The 14,665-nt window shown below is 61.3% G+C and carries 16 protein-coding genes; 9 read left to right on the forward strand and 7 right to left on the reverse strand.

The window, feature by feature from the left end; translation table 11 throughout:
* Positions 1–116 precede the first annotated feature (116 nt).
* Together AC1DWG_RS21980 and AC1DWG_RS21985 are read left to right on the forward strand one after the other, a co-directional pair.
* The gene (locus AC1DWG_RS21980; RefSeq protein ID WP_477753589.1) at positions 117–620 is read left to right on the forward strand and encodes a VOC family protein; all 504 of its coding nucleotides are present in this window, start codon (positions 117–119) and stop codon (positions 618–620) included.
* A 33-nt stretch (positions 621–653) separates the two neighbouring features.
* On the forward strand, positions 654–1,487 hold the full coding sequence (locus AC1DWG_RS21985; protein WP_477765185.1) for an AraC family ligand binding domain-containing protein: 834 nt from the start codon (positions 654–656) through the stop codon (positions 1,485–1,487).
* 238 nt (positions 1,488–1,725) lie between these two features.
* On the opposite strand, the gene AC1DWG_RS21990 is transcribed toward AC1DWG_RS21985, so the two are convergent.
* Together AC1DWG_RS21990 and AC1DWG_RS21995 are read right to left on the reverse strand one after the other, a co-directional pair.
* Positions 1,726–2,313, reverse strand: coding sequence for a LysE family translocator (locus AC1DWG_RS21990; RefSeq protein WP_477765186.1), 588 nt, complete (start codon positions 2,311–2,313; stop codon positions 1,726–1,728).
* A gap of 101 nt (positions 2,314–2,414) precedes the next feature.
* Positions 2,415–3,746 (reverse strand): aminotransferase-like domain-containing protein, encoded by a 1,332-nt coding sequence (locus AC1DWG_RS21995; RefSeq protein WP_477788350.1) that lies wholly within the window; start codon positions 3,744–3,746, stop codon positions 2,415–2,417.
* Positions 3,747–3,835: 89 nt separating this feature from the next.
* On the opposite strand from AC1DWG_RS21995, the gene AC1DWG_RS22000 reads away from it, so the two are divergent.
* From AC1DWG_RS22000 to AC1DWG_RS22020, 5 genes are all read left to right on the forward strand, one after another.
* Entirely contained in the window at positions 3,836–4,732 is an 897-nt protein-coding gene (locus tag AC1DWG_RS22000; protein WP_477765188.1) for a DMT family transporter, read from the forward strand.
* Positions 4,733–4,793: 61 nt separating this feature from the next.
* The gene (locus AC1DWG_RS22005) at positions 4,794–5,063 is read left to right on the forward strand and encodes a GDCCVxC domain-containing (seleno)protein (RefSeq protein ID WP_477765225.1); all 270 of its coding nucleotides are present in this window, start codon (positions 4,794–4,796) and stop codon (positions 5,061–5,063) included.
* Between the two features lie 633 nt (positions 5,064–5,696).
* Positions 5,697–6,779 (forward strand): bifunctional transcriptional activator/DNA repair enzyme AdaA, encoded by a 1,083-nt coding sequence (locus AC1DWG_RS22010; protein WP_477788351.1) that lies wholly within the window; start codon positions 5,697–5,699, stop codon positions 6,777–6,779.
* Between the two features lie 34 nt (positions 6,780–6,813).
* Positions 6,814–7,626 carry an isocitrate lyase/PEP mutase family protein gene (locus AC1DWG_RS22015; RefSeq protein WP_477753595.1) on the forward strand — a complete coding sequence of 271 codons (813 nt, stop codon included), beginning with the start codon at positions 6,814–6,816 and terminating at the stop codon, positions 7,624–7,626.
* A 4-nt stretch (positions 7,627–7,630) separates the two neighbouring features.
* Complete coding sequence (locus AC1DWG_RS22020) at positions 7,631–8,248, forward strand: DNA-3-methyladenine glycosylase family protein (RefSeq protein ID WP_477765190.1); 618 nt, start codon at positions 7,631–7,633, stop codon at positions 8,246–8,248.
* A gap of 116 nt (positions 8,249–8,364) precedes the next feature.
* Here AC1DWG_RS22020 and AC1DWG_RS22025 read toward each other — a convergent pair whose 3' ends face one another.
* The 3 genes from AC1DWG_RS22025 to AC1DWG_RS22035 all read right to left on the reverse strand — a co-directional run bounded on the left by AC1DWG_RS22025 (position 8,365) and on the right by AC1DWG_RS22035 (position 11,574).
* Entirely contained in the window at positions 8,365–9,462 is a 1,098-nt protein-coding gene (locus AC1DWG_RS22025; RefSeq protein WP_477765191.1) for an extracellular solute-binding protein, read from the reverse strand.
* A gap of 2 nt (positions 9,463–9,464) precedes the next feature.
* Complete coding sequence (aguA, locus tag AC1DWG_RS22030) at positions 9,465–10,589, reverse strand: agmatine deiminase (protein ID WP_477753598.1); 1,125 nt, start codon at positions 10,587–10,589, stop codon at positions 9,465–9,467.
* A gap of 100 nt (positions 10,590–10,689) precedes the next feature.
* Positions 10,690–11,574, reverse strand: a complete 885-nt coding sequence (locus AC1DWG_RS22035) for a LysR substrate-binding domain-containing protein (RefSeq protein ID WP_477765192.1) — start codon at positions 11,572–11,574, stop codon at positions 10,690–10,692.
* A gap of 208 nt (positions 11,575–11,782) precedes the next feature.
* On the opposite strand from AC1DWG_RS22035, the gene AC1DWG_RS22040 reads away from it, so the two are divergent.
* The gene (locus AC1DWG_RS22040; RefSeq protein WP_477765193.1) at positions 11,783–12,274 is read left to right on the forward strand and encodes a GFA family protein; all 492 of its coding nucleotides are present in this window, start codon (positions 11,783–11,785) and stop codon (positions 12,272–12,274) included.
* A gap of 15 nt (positions 12,275–12,289) precedes the next feature.
* On the opposite strand, the gene AC1DWG_RS22045 is transcribed toward AC1DWG_RS22040, so the two are convergent.
* On the reverse strand, positions 12,290–12,898 hold the full coding sequence (locus tag AC1DWG_RS22045; RefSeq protein ID WP_477765194.1) for a MiaE family protein: 609 nt from the start codon (positions 12,896–12,898) through the stop codon (positions 12,290–12,292).
* Between the two features lie 161 nt (positions 12,899–13,059).
* Here AC1DWG_RS22045 and AC1DWG_RS22050 point away from each other — a divergent pair, with 161 nt between their 5' ends.
* A complete protein-coding gene (locus tag AC1DWG_RS22050; protein ID WP_477753603.1) occupies positions 13,060–13,923 on the forward strand; it encodes a universal stress protein in 864 nt (287 codons plus the stop codon).
* An 83-nt stretch (positions 13,924–14,006) separates the two neighbouring features.
* On the opposite strand, the gene AC1DWG_RS22055 is transcribed toward AC1DWG_RS22050, so the two are convergent.
* Positions 14,007–14,477: a DUF1289 domain-containing protein gene (locus AC1DWG_RS22055; RefSeq protein WP_477788352.1), complete on the reverse strand. Its 471-nt coding sequence runs from the start codon at positions 14,475–14,477 to the stop codon at positions 14,007–14,009.
* Between the last annotated feature and the right edge of the window lie 188 nt (positions 14,478–14,665).

Genomic DNA, 14,665 nt, shown 5'->3' on the forward strand with positions numbered 1-14,665 from the left:
CGACTATATCTTCGCAACCCCGCGGCAATTTTCTCGATCTACGGTACGGCCGAACGACCAGAGGCTGACTACGCTGAAAGTCCAGGACATGCGCAACCTGCAGAGGAGTTGGCACCATGCAACGCGTACAAAAACTCACGCCCTGCCTGTGGTTCGACGATCAGGCCGAAGAGGCAGCGAAATTCTATTGTTCGATCTTCGACCATTCGAAAATCACGGCCATCACCCATTACGGCCACGCCGGTTTCGAGTTCCACGGCCGGCCGGAAGGTTCGGTCATGACCGTCAGCTTCGAACTCGACGGGCAGAGTTTCACCGGCCTCAACGGCGGGCCGTTATTCAAGTTCAGTGAGGCGGTGTCGTTTCAGGTCAATTGCCTGACCCAGGAAGAAGTCGACCATTACTGGGGCAACCTGTCGGCCGGTGGCGTGCCCGAGGCCCAGCAATGCGGCTGGCTCAAGGACAAGTTCGGGCTGTCGTGGCAGATCGTCCCCGTGGCGATGATGGAGATGATCAAAGACCCCGACACGAAAAAATCCCAACGGGCCATGCAGGCGATGATGCAGATGAAAAAACTCGATATTGCGACGTTGCAGCGCGCCTTTGACGGCGAGAGCTAATACACTCGGGCGCTGACCTGCCGAGGAGTGAGCATGAAGCACGCCGTTGCCAAGAACGCCGACAAGGCCCCGCGCTTCTGGCGCGATGATGCCCTGCCCTTCATCGAAGCCCGCTCCATCGCCGACGGGCGCGAAGTCTGCTACACCCGGCACGCCCATGAGCACTTTTCCATCGGGGCGATCACCGCCGGGCGCAGCACCTATCTCCATGAGCAGTCGGCGTTCGAGGTCAGCGCGGGCACGGTGGTGCTGATGAACCCCGGCGACGTCCACGCCTGCAACCCGATCGAAGACCAACCCTGGTCGTACCTGATGCTGTACGTCGACACGCCGTGGCTGGCCGATTTGCAGCATCAGCTTGGGTTCAGCGATGACGCGGCGTTTCGCTGTTTCTCGGTGACCCATACGCGGGACACCAGCCTGTTTGCCGGCCTCGCGGGCCTGTATGAAGTGTTGGTCGATCCGCGGCACGATGTCCTGTGCAAGCACAGCGCGGCCGTGGAGTTTTTCACTGATGTGCAGCAGCGATTGAACCCGATCGACCCACCGCTGCGTGAACCCAATTTCAAGCTGGAGCGTGCTGCCGATTACATCCGCGACCACTGCACGCAAACCCTCAGGCTCGAAGATATTTGCGAGGCGGCACAACTGTCACCGTCCTACCTGATCCGTGCCTTCAAACAGCATTACGGCATGACGCCCCACGCGTTCCTGGTGAACCGGCGCATCCAGTTCGCCCAGGATCAATTGCGCAGCGGCAAGCTGATTGCAGACGTGGCACTGGAAGCGGGGTTCGCCGATCAGGCGCATTTTCAACGGGCGTTTAAACAGCATCTGGCGGCGACGCCGGGGCAGTATCGGGGGTGAGGCACTGGCTGAGTCTGTGGCCTGACTGAATCTGTGGCTTAGTTGAATCTGTGATTTGGTTGAGTCTGTGGCGAGGGAGCTTGTCGGATCGCCGCACCGTCCCGCTCGGCGGCGAAGCCGTCGTAAATCCTGCAAGCAATGTATGCCTGAAAGAATGCCGAGGGCCGCTTCGCAGCCCAACGGGGGCAAGCCCCCTCGCCACAAGTACTCTCTCGCCACAAAACCGTGGTGATTGCCGTTACGGCAGCAACAGGTACACCGCACTCACCACCAGCAACAACGCCATCGCGCGATTGAACAGGCGCATACCCGCCGAATTATTCAGAAAGCCGCGCAAAAACGTCCCGGCATAAGCCCAGCAACCGACCGACACATAGCAGATCACCAGATAAATCACGGCGAACTGCCAGACCAGGCGCGCCTCGCCATCAGCGACAAACGCGCCCATGCCGGCGACACAGGCCAGCCAGGCCTTCGGGTTGAGCCATTGCATGATGGCGCCATACAGCATCGACGGGGCCTGCGCCGCTTCCCTGGCTTGCACGTGCCCATTGTCAGCCGCCAGCTTGAAGGCCATGTACAACAGAAACGCCACGCCCGCCCATTGCACCCCCTGGGTCAGCGCCGGCCAACGTTGCAACAACTCATGCAGGCCCAACCCCATCAGCACCAGCAGCAAGACAAACCCCAGCGTGGCCCCGGCCACGTGGCGCTGGCTGGCCCTGAAGCCAAACCGCGCCCCGGAGCTCAGCGCCACAATGTTGACCGGCCCCGGCGTGATCGAGGCGACCAGCGCAAACGCCGCCATGGACATCATCAGACTCATTGCACACCTTCTTCCATCGAGTTGAACAAGGCCCTCAAGGTAAAGAGCCGAGCGGCTCGCGTATTGAAGAAAACTGCCCTGCCTTACCCTGCCCTGCATTGCTATGAGAAATAACCCACGACGCTTTTCACTTTGGTCAATGCAACGCGTAGCGAGTCCATGTCCACGGAGCCCAATGCCAGGCGTATCGCGTGGGGCACATGGGTTGATATCGCAAAGGGCTCGGCCGGCGACACCGACACCTGCTCGCGCATCAGCGCCATCGCGATCTGGTCGGCCCGGGCGTCATCCGCCAACGGCAGCCAGATGAAGTAGGAATTCGGGTGACCGATGGTTCTGAGTCCCGCCAACACCTCGCGGGCCAGGGCTTGCCTGGCCTGGGCGTCCGCCCGTTTTTGTGATTCCAGTTGGCTGACGGTGCCATCGTCGAGCCAGGCCGTGGCGATGGCAGTCATCACGCCGGGGGTATTCCAGGTGGTCGCCATGATGGTGCGCTCGAAGGCGGCGACCCAATGCGCGGGTGCGGCGATGAAGCCAACACGCAGCCCGGTGGCGACATTCTTCGACAGGCCGGACACGTACACCGTCCGCTCAGGCGCCATCTCGGCCAGTGGTGGCGGTACGTTTTCGGCCAGGAATGCGTAGGCCGCATCCTCGATGATCGTCAGGTCATGCCGACGCGCGATCGCTACCAGTTGCTCGCGCTGAACGGTGTCCATCACCCAGCCCAAGGGGTTGTGCAAGGTCGGCATCGAGTAGACGGCCCGTACCGATCGGCTGCGGCAGAGTTTTTCCAGGGCAGGCAGATCAGGCCCGGTATCCGTGAGCGGAATGGGCAAGACTTCCAGATGCAGGGTTTCGGCCAGCGTCTTGAAACCGGGATAGGTCAGCGCATCGGCGGCGATCACATCGCCGGGCTTGAGCAGCGTCATCATCGCCACCGCCAGGCCATGCTGGGCGCCGCTGACGATCAACACCTGCCCGGCCGGCACGCTCAGCCCGCGTTCAAGCAGATGACGCGCGACCGAAGCCCGCTCATGCAGGCGCCCCGCGTGAGGCTGATAGCGCAGGAGGGATTCCAGGTCACCGGACAACGCCAGTTGACGCAAGGCAGTGCGCAGCAGGTCGGCCTGACCGGGCAATGACGGATAATTGAAATTCAGGTCGATCATCCCTGCCGCCACCACGTGCTGCGAGATGCCCTGCCCCGGCGGCAGCGAGGTTTCCCTGACAAAGGTCCCGCGACCGGTTTCGCCGCTGACCAGCCCCATGCCTTCCAGCTCGGCATACACCCGGCTGGCGGTGACCAGTGCCAAACCGTGCTCGGTGGCCAGTTGCCGGTGAGTCGGCAAGCGCGTGCCAGGCGGCAAATGCCCGGAACGGATGTCGGCGGCAAAGGCATCCACCAGGGTTTTGTAGCGGGATCGAGGCATGTCGAGATGTATCCATGACAATTTTTTGATTGTATCGATAGTCGCTCATACGATGAGTTTCGTGCAATCAGACAATGAGCGTGAGCCAAATGGAACGGACCTCGAACCTGCAACACCAGACGCTGGAAAACAGCACCGGCGGCTGGATCAACGGCCTGATCGGCGTGGTGATTTTCAGCGGCTCGCTGCCGGCGACACGGGTGGCGGTGCTGGAGTTTGATCCGCTGTTCCTGACGGTCGCGCGCGCGACCATCGCGGCGGTCCTGGCGCTGTGCCTGCTGGGGTTGTCCAAGGAAAAACGTCCGGCGCGCCAGCAACTGATACCGCTGCTCATCGTTGCCATGGGCGTGGTCATCGGTTTCCCACTGCTGACAGCGCTGGCACTGCAATACGTGACGTCCGCGCACTCCATCGTCTTCGTCGGCCTGCTGCCCCTGGCGACGGCGGTGTTCGGCGTCCTGCGCGGCGGCGAGCGGCCACGGGCGGTGTTCTGGATTTTCTCGGTACTGGGCAGTTTGCTGGTGGTCGGGTTTGCCCTGTCCCAAGGGCTGACCGCCTCCCCGCAAGGCGACATTCTGATGCTGCTGGCCATCCTCGCCTGCGGCCTGGGTTATGCCGAAGGCGCGAAACTGTCGCGCACGCTGGGAGGCTGGCAGGTGATTTGCTGGGCGCTGGTGCTGTCGCTGCCGGTCGTGGCGGCGCTCAGCTGGATGCGCATGCCGGCTTCGTTCACCGGCATCAGCACGCCGGCCTGGTTCAGCCTGGCTTACGTCTCGCTGTTCAGCATGCTGATCGGTTTCGTGTTCTGGTACCGCGGCCTGGCCCAAGGGGGCATCGCCGCCGTTGGGCAATTGCAGCTGCTTCAGCCGTTTTTCGGGCTTTCCCTGGCCGCCACCCTGCTGCATGAACAGGTCAGCCTCGGCATGCTGGGTGTCACCGTCGCCGTGATCCTCTGCGTCGCCGGGGCAAAAAAGTTCGCCAGATAGCCCGGTGTACGGTGGTTTACGCCCATGGCTGTACGGGTCTGACCGCCGCTGAACCGTGATCGTGTTGACCTGCCCGCATTGCAGTTTCGCCAAGCGCGAAGCCATGCCCACAGATGCCTGTCAGTTTTTCCATGAATGTGGCAATTGCAGGACTCTGCTACGCCCAAATCCCGGTGACTGCTGTGTGTGCTGCTCGTTTGGCTCGATGAAGTGCCCACCGGTCCAGGAGCAGCGCGGATGCTGTGGCATCGGGACGGATGCTCCCCCACACGTGGGGAAGCCCATTTTTTGGGGGGGAGATTTAGGGTCGGCTTTCGTCTGGAGGAAGTAGCCTGGAACGCAGCGCTAAAGGCCCAAGGCTTGCGGCCAAGCCGTCTTTCACTAAAATGGCCTGATTATTGCTTTATTGTTCATACGAGCTCCCAATTTACCAGGCATCCATGTAAAAACAGCGGTTATGGGAGGTGTGTCATGTGGAATCAGCCTCTGATGCTTGTGGTGATCTACCTTACTATCACTCTCAGCATCGGCTGGTTGTGGTCCATTGCTATCCTGTATTGGCTTTGACCCAGGGGAAAAGTGAATCACTACCTGATTTTATCAACACAAATGACCGGCAGCTTCACGCCCTGAGGAAGTCAGTCAAGCAAAATCGAGGTTCTTGAGGGGCCGTGATGTCGGCGCCATTGGCGACAATGCGAAACCTGGGGATCATGGAATTTTTCCCAAAAAAAAACCCGCACAAGGCGGGTATGAAAGTAAGGAGCTTGAGTTATCAAGCGACAGGAGTGTAGACCATCAATCCCATAGCGCGACCTGTTCCTGTGCTGCAGCGGCTTCGGTGCTGCTGATGGCTCGTCGTACCTGAGGGATTTGTTGTTTTTGTGGTCGATTACTTTCCGGTCCGAAATTCGCTGTCGATTTTCCGGTGGAGGCCACCCGTGACGCGATCTATGCTGCGCCCATGAACCTACAAAAAACGCTGCTTCCGCCCCGGGCCGAAATGCTTCGCGCCATGCTCGAACGAGACACCTCCTACGAGGGGGTGTTCTTCACGGCGGTCAAGACCACAGGGATCTTCTGCCGCCCCGGTTGCACCGCCCGCAGCCCGAAACCTGCGAACGTCGAGTTCTTTGCAAGCGCCGAACAGTGCCTGGCGGCGGGCTACCGCGCCTGCCTGCGCTGCAAGCCGATGGACACCGCCGCCAGCGCGCCGGACTGGGTGCAGACACTGTTCAAATCGGTAGACGCCGACCCTGAGCAGCGCTGGACCGACGCCCAGCTACTGGCCGCAGGCATCGAACCGCTGAAACTGCGCCGCTGGTTCAAGCAGCACTTCGGCATGACCTTCCACGCGTGGCTGCGCGCCCGGCGCTTGGGCATGGCATTGGACGGGATCAAACAGGGCGACTCCATCGATGACGTCGCCTTCGATTCCGGCTACGAGTCCCTGAGCGGTTTTCGCGATGCCTTCCAGAAATCGTTTCACATCACCCCGGGCCGCGCGGCCAACAGCGAACCGCTGCTGTTCACGCGCCTGACCACGCCGCTGGGGCCGATGATCGCCATGGCCGAACGGCGTGGGCTGGTGCTGCTGGAATTTCTCGATCAGGCATCGCTGAACCCGGCGGTCGAAGCGCTGCAAAACCGTTTTGGTTATGCCGTGGCGCCGGGGCACAACGCGCATTTGCAGCAGATCGAAGCGCAATTGTCCGCGTATTTCGCCGGCACACTCACTGAGTTCAGCGTTGCCCTGCACATGCCCGGTAGTGAGTTCTCCCGCCGGGTCTGGGCCGAACTGGCGAACATCCCTTACGGCCGGACCACCACCTACGGCGCCATTGCAGCGAGGCTGGGCAAACCCGGTGCCAGCCGGGCGGTGGGCCTGGCCAACGGGCATAACCGCTTATCGATTGTCGTGCCGTGCCACCGCGTGATCGGCGCCGACGGCTCGTTGACCGGCTACGCTGGAGGCCAGCCGCGCAAGGCGTTTTTGCTCAGGCTGGAGAACGCGGCGGTGCAGCTCACGGAGCAGCTGACGTTCTGATCCCCCACGTCTTTTTCAAAAGGAAGGAAGCTCGATGGACAGGCTCGACAATCAACTGCACCAACTGCATCACGAGGATTTGCTGATCCTCACCAACGTCGCCGATGCCGCCGGGGCGCGGCTGGTGGAGCAACTGGGCAACAAGGCCGTGGCTACCAGCAGCGCGGCGGTGGCCTGGGTGCATGGCTATCCGGACGGCAACACCCTGCCCCTTGAGCGCCTGGTCTCGACGGTCGAATCGATTGCCCGGGTCATTTCGGTGCCACTGACTGTGGACATCGAAGCCGGTTATTCCGATGACCTGGAACGGGTGGCGCAGGTGGTTGACGCCGTGATCGCCGCCGGCGCTGTCGGGATCAATATCGAAGACGGTTCCTCACCGCCGGAGTTGCTGGTACGCAAGATTGAGATCGCGCGCCAGGTGGCCGACCGACGCAATGTGAACCTGTTTATCAATGCGCGCACCGATGTCTACCTGCGGGGTCTGGTGCCTGCCGAAGATCGCGTCGCCGAAACCCTCAGGCGCGCCGCGCTGTATCAGGCGGCCGGGGCCAATGGCCTGTTTGCCGCCGGCGTTACTGCGGAGTACGAGATCAAGGCACTGTGCCAGGGTACCTCGCTGCCGCTGAATGTGCTGGGGTTCCCGGGCCTGCCGTCCCCCGAAGTGCTCGAGGCACTGGGCGTACGTCGCCTGACCGCAGGTTCGGGCATCGCCGAGTTCCTCTACGGCGCCATGGCCGGCATCGCCAAAAGTTTTCTGCAAACCGGCCGGTTCGATAGCCACGACCTGAAGGCGTTGACCTATGGCGAAGTGAACGCCCTGTTGAAACCGTCCGGGAAAGCCTGAGCCCATGTCTGACGGCTATCTGGCGGCCAGTGAGTTCCTGGCCGCCATCGATGACGACTGGCGCCGCCACATCGACGCCATCGGCCCGTGCCTGCACCAGCCGCATGCGGCGCGTGATCCCTATGAGTCGCTGGTGCGGGCGATTGCCTATCAGCAACTGCATGCCAAGGCCGGCGATGCGATTGTCGGCCGGCTGCTGGCGTTGTTCGGTTCGGGTTCGTTTCCCCGGCCTGAACAGATCGTCGCCACAGATTTCGACCAACTGCGCAGTTGCGGCTTTTCCGCGAGCAAGATCGCGACCATTCAGGGCATCGCCCAGGCGTCGCTGGACGGCGTAGTGCCGGATTACGCCACGGCACTGGCCATGGACGATGAAGCGCTGGTCGAACGCCTGACCACTCTGCGCGGTGTGGGCCGCTGGACCGTGGAGATGCTGCTGATCTACAGCCTGGAGCGCCCGGATATCCTGCCGGCCGATGACTTTGGCGTGCGTGAGGGTTATCGACGGCTCAAGGGCCTGGAGGTGCAGCCGACGCGCAAGCAGATGATCGAGATCGGGTTGGCGTGGAGCCCTTACCGGACAGTCGCTGCGTGGTATTTGTGGCGGCTGCCCAACCGTTAGACCACATCGCGGTCCCTGTAGGAGCTGCCGAAGGCTGCGATCTTTTGATCTTGATCCTGAAAAACAAAATCAAAAGATCGCAGCCTTCGGCAGCTCCTACAGGGGTCGGCTTGACCTCACAACCCCGACTTCAACCGACTGAACGCCCTGATCAACGCCCGGTTGAACACCTTGCCGTTGTCATTCTTGCTGTACAGCGAAGCCCTGACCGCGGCCGGAGGATACGTCCCCGGATCGTTGCGGATCGCCGGGTCGACCAAGCCGTCCGCCGCCGTGATCGCATTGGCGTAATGGATGCTGTCGGTGATCGGAGCTATCACCTCCGGGGTCATCAGGTAGTCCATCAATGCCAGGCCGGCCTTCGGATGCGGCGCGTCCTTGGGAATGACCATGGCATCGAACCAGATCAACGTGCCCTCCTGCGGAATCCGGTACTTCAGCGAATACGGCTTGCCCGCCGCCTCGGCCTGGCCCGCCGCGATGGCCACGTTGCCGTTCCACGACATCGCCACGCAGGTGTTGCCGTTGGCCAGGTCGCTGATGTTCAGGTCGTTGTCGAAGTAGCGAATGTAGGGCCGAATCTTCGCCAGCTGCTGTTCGGCGAGCTTCAGGTCATCGAGGTTCTGGCGATTGATGTCCAGGCCCATGTACTTCATGACCGCCGCAAACACTTCGTTGGGATCGTTGAGCAGGCTGACCCCGCAATCGGCGAATTTCGAGACCACGGCCGGGTCGAACAGCATCGCCCAACTGTCGGTCGGCGCGTCGGGCAGGCGCTGTTTCACGGCCTGTTCCTGATAACCCACGCCCGTGGTGCCCCAAGCGTAGATCCCGGCATAGCGGTTGCCCGGATCGAACACCGCCATGTGCTGGCGGAATTCCTCGCCGACGCCGGCGAAATGCGGCAGTTGCTGCTTGTCGACCGTCTGCACCGCGCCACTCTCGATGGCCCGGGACAGATGCTGCCCCGCCGTTAGCACCAGATCATAGCCACTGCGGCCAGTGAGCAGCCTGGTCTCGACGGTTTCCAGGGAATCGAAGTGGTCGGCCACCACATGGATGCCGGTTTTTTCCTCGAAATTCTTCAAGGTGTCCGGGGCCAGGTATTCACCCCAGATGTACAGGTTGACCACCGGCTTGGCGGTGTCGGCGGCCTGCACACACAAGGGTGCAAGCACCAGCAGTATTGCTTGAGTCAGTTTGTGCAGGCCCATGATCACACGCCTTTCTTGTTGGAGTGGGTGGCGGCGTACTGCGGCATGGTGATGCACGCGACGTTGCCGCCACCGAGGAGGATCTCCCGAGAGTTTTCGATGCCGACGATGCTGTGTTTCGGGAACAGCTCGGCCAAGGTCGCCAACGCCACCTTGTCGTTGCGATCACCGAACAGCGGCACCACGATCGAACTGTTACCGGCGTAGTAGTTGATGTACGACGCGCAGATTTTCGTCCCGGCCTGACGGGAGTGGGTGCTGTCCTGCTGGTCCAGGCCTTCGGCTTCTTCGGCGGTCCACTCCAGCACATCCGGCTGCGGCAGCTTGTGCACGATCAACTCGCGACCGCGACTGTCGCGGGTGCTGCGCAGAATGTCGTAGGCCTCCTGATAGATTTCCCACTGTGGGTCGTCGCGGTTGTCGGTCCATTGCAGCACCACTTCACCGGGGCGCACGAAACACGCGAGGTCGTCGACATGGCCGTCGGTTTCGTCGAACTTGCAGCCCCGGGGCAGCCAGATCACTTGCTCGGCGCCGAGGTAATCGGTCAGGCGGCGGGTGACTTCGTCCTTGCCCAGATGCTGGTTGCGGTTGCGGTTGAGCAGGCATTGCTCGGTAGTGAGGATGCTGCCCTGGCCGTCGCTCTGGATGCCACCCAGTTCGGCAATCAGCGGCGCGCGGTAGCGGTCGAAGCGTTCGATTTCGAGGATCTTGCTGGCGATCTGGTCGTCCTTGTCCCACGGGTAGTACAGGCCGCCGTCTAGCCCGCCATAGGCGTTGAACTCGAAGTCGACGCCGCGCACTTCGCCACTCTGATCGTTGACCACAAAGCACGGGCCGCTGTCGCGCAACCAGGTGTCGTTGCAGGTCATTTCCACCACACGCACCTGCGGTGGCAACTGCCGGCGCGCGGTGGCGAACTGGGCCGCCGAGGCGCATACGGTGACTGGCTCGCTCATGGAAATGGCAGTAACGATCTGCACCCAGACTTTCTGCGCAGGCTTGGCACCGTTGCGCCAGACGTCGGTGCGCTCCGGCCAGCCGAGCCAGCAACCGGACTTGGCTTCGAATTCGCCGGGCAAACGGAAACCGTCCTGTTTGGGAGTGGTGTCGAGCAAACGGGCCATGGTCAAACCTCTTCAGCAGGGATTGGAATGACCACAGGCTAAGGGCGTTGGTGACTGGCTCGCCAACGATGATTATTTCGGAACACTTGAATTCAACTCATCAATCGAGCAACTGATCGTTGAACCACTCCAGCATCTGCGCCACCGCCGGACGTTCCAGCCGCACCCGCTCGCACACCAGCGCGTATTGGCCCAGGGCGGTCATGCTCGACGTAAACGGGCGGACCAGCCGACCATTGAGCAAATCCTCCTGGGCCGTCAAGTTGTCGCCCATGGCCACGCCCTGCCCTTGCGCCGCGGCCTCCAGCGCAAGCCCCGCATGGGCGAAATACAACTGGCGGTCCGGGCGTTGGTCGCCGGCATGGCTGGTGAGCCACGCGGTCCAGGTCTTGCCGTCCTGGTCGTCGTGTAGCAGGCAATGGCGTGACAGGTCCTTTGGGGTTTTCAGCGTGCCCTGGTTGAACAGGCCGGGACTGCACACCGGAAAGAACTGCAGCGCCGGCAGCGGCCGGACGAAATATGCAGTGCTGTCCACCGGGCCGGTGCCGTAGGTGATCGCCAGGTCGATGTCTTCCCCGGGCGCCGTGGCGTCGATCGGTTGTTCGTACAGATGCAAGGTGATGTGCGGGTAACGCGCGTAGAAATCCGTGAGACGACTCATCAGCCACTTTTGCGCCAACTCGGCGGTGACCGCCAGACGCAACACCGCCAGGGATGAGGGATCACGCAGCTCGTCGCAGGCATCGCCAATCAACTCGAAGGCCTGCTGCAAGCTCTGCATCAGGCGTCCGGCGGCCAGGGTCGGGCGAATCTGCCGGCCCTCGCGCACGAACAGCGATACACCGAGCTGCTCTTCGAGCTGACGAATCTGGTGGCTGACCGCGCTGTCGGTGACACACAACTCGGCCGCCGCCCGGCCGAAATGGGCATGGCGGGCGGCGCATTCGAAGGTTCGCAGGGCTGCCAGGGAAGGTAATCGTCGCATCAGGTCATGTCCCGGTTTCGAGGGGGACATGCTGACTTGGCCTTTGGTGGGCGTCCAGTGGGGACCGCGTTATCGTTCATCGCAGGCAAGCCTGCTCCCACAGGTTAGGGCTGTGTTAACCACGGGACTCTGTAGGAGCTGGCTTGCCAGCGAAGGGGCCTGACGGTCTAGGCTGTTCCGGGTACGTTCAAGACAACCGGAGGCTCTCATGCAACTCGAAGGTTCCTGCCATTGCGGCGCGGTGTCGTTCAGTTTGACCAGCGCCCACCCCTACCCTTACCAGCGTTGCTACTGCTCGATCTGCCGCAAAACCCAGGGCGGTGGCGGTTATGCGATCAACCTCGGGGGCGATGCCGCCAGCCTCAAGGTTCGCGGGCGCAAGCACATCGCGATCTACCATGCACGGATCAAGGAAGAAGGCGACAAACGCGCCCACAGCAGCACCGCCGAGCGGCATTTCTGCTCGGTTTGCGGCTCGGGTCTGTGGTTGTTCAGTCCGCAGTGGCCGGAGTTGATCCATCCGTTCGCCTCGGCCATCGACACCCCGCTGCCGGTACCGCCGGAGCACACGCATCTGATGCTGGGTTCAAAGGCATCATGGGTGGAAGTCGAAGCGCAGCGCGGAGATCTACAGTTCGATGTGTACCCCGAAGAGTCCATCGCGCAATGGCATGAACGGCTGGGTTTGAGCCGTTCATGACTGGGTGGTGCGGGATTACGCCGCAGCCGGCACACCACTATGAAAACGGAATTCCACATCCGGGGATTCGATCAGTTCCTGCTCGGCGGCGCGGACCTTGTCGATCACATGCGCAATGTCCTTGGCGTCGCCGTACTGGTAGGCCAGTTTCAGGTAACCCTGGAAATGCCGGGCCTCGCTCTTGAGCAGACCGAAATAGAACTTGCCCAGCTCTTCGTCCAGGTGCGGCACCAGCGCTTCGAAACGCTCGCAACTGCGGGCCTCGATGAACGCCCCCACCACCAATGTGTCCACCAGCTTCACCGGCTCGTGACTGCGCACCACCTTGCGCAGCCCCGATGCATAGCGCCCGGCGGACAGCTGGCGCAGTTCGATCTTGCGGCGCTTCATCAGGCGCATGACCTGTTCGTGGTGCACCAGCTCTTCCCGGGCCAGGCGCGACATCATGTTGATCAGATCGACGTGGGAGTGATACTTGGCGATCAGGCTCAACGCGGTGCTGGCGGCCTTGAATTCGCAGTTCTTGTGGTCGATCAGCAGGGTTTCCTGATCGGCCAGCGCGGCCTGGATCCAGCCGTCGGGGGTGCGGCAGCCAAGGAACTCGTGAATTTCGGGAAGGATCATGGGGCTCACGGACAAATAGGTTCAAACGAAGGGCGCCGATTATACCGGCCTGCCCGCAGACCACCAGTCGCCAACCGTTGATATGCATCAAGTCCCCGAATCACAGACAGCAACTATAGTTGTGCAACGCCGTGCTTTTTCATTTTCAGGAGATCGTGCTCATGCAAGCCGTACGCAGCATTCTGGTGGTCATCGACCCCGAACACTCCGAAAGCCTGGCGCTCAAGCGGGCGAAGTTGATCGCCGGTGTCACCCAGGCGCAGTTGCATCTGCTGGTGTGCGACCCCAAGCATGATCACAGTGGCATGTTGGGTGTGCTCAAGGCCGCTTTACTGGAAGACGGTTACAACATCACCACTGAGCAGGCCTGGAACCAGAGCCTGCATCAAACCATCATCGATGTGCAGCAAGCCGAAGGCTGCGGCCTTGTGGTGAAGCAACACTTTCCCGACAGCGCGCTGAAAAAGGCCCTGCTGACACCCGAGGACTGGAAATTGCTGCGCCAATGCCCTTCCCCGGTACTGCTGGTGAAAACCGCTGGCTCATGGAAAGACAAAGTGATCCTGGCAGCCGTCGACGTCGGCAACAGCGACCTCGAACACCGCCACCTGCACGACACCATCATTGATCATGGCTATGACATCGCAACCCTGGCCAAGGCTCACTTGCACGTGATCAGCGCCCACCCGTCGCCGATGCTGTCGTCGGCCGACCCGACGTTTCAACTCAGCGAAACCATCCAGGCGCGCTACCGCGAGCAATGCAAGTCGTTCCAGGCGGAATTCGACATCGACGATGAGCATCTGCACATCGAGGAAGGCCCGGCGGATGTGTTGATTCCGTTCATGGTGCACAAGCTGCAGGCGGCGGTGACGGTGATCGGTACCGTGGCCCGTAGCGGATTGTCCGGGACCTTGATCGGTAATACGGCGGAAGTGGTGCTCGATGCGGTGGAGAGCGATGTGCTGGTGCTCAAGCCGATGGAAGTGGCGGATCATCTTGAGGAGATTGCCGACAAGCATTGAGGACAGATCAAAAGATCGCAGCCTGCGGCAGCTCCTACAGGGAAACACGACCAATGTAGGAGCTGCCGCAGGCTGCGATCTTTTCAGCCGTCAAAGGCATCTTTCAGGAACCCCGGCGCAATGTAGCGCTGGTAATGGGCCTCGGAGAGCAGGAAAAATTCCCGATCAATGGCATCGCGCAATTCCGGCAGGTTCCACTCGCGAAACTCCGGCAGCAATACCATCCCGTAGGCTTCCAGGTTGTTGATCACCCGCGCCCCCCGGGCGATCAACTGGTAGGCCCAGCAATATTCCGACTGATGGGGCACGAAGCGGATCTTGCGTTGCTCCAGCTGCATCCGCAGCAGCGCCGGATCGAAAATTTCCACCTTGGCGGCCATCACCTGGGACAGCAACTGCTCAAGGCGCAGCCATACCGCGCGCTTTTCTTCCTCGTTGTAACCGTTCCAGCGGATCACTTCGTGGTGGAAACGCTTGCAGCCACGGCACACCAGGTCACCGTAAACAGTGGAGCAGAGGCCGACGCAGGGTGTCTTGATGGTCTGATTGGGCATAGATAGGCAAAACGCGAAAAAGCAGAACAGGCCGGCATGTTAGCCCTTTGTCCGATATTCATCACCCCTCAAAGTTAAAGGGTTAGGGTCAACGGACCTCTGTTGGGCGCCACCACCAAAGTCCAATAAACACTGACTTACCTTTAATTTTTTTTTGCCGTAGAATCAGCCTGCCTTTTTAGGCGCCA

Source organism: Pseudomonas sp. P4_B3, assembly GCF_056402295.1.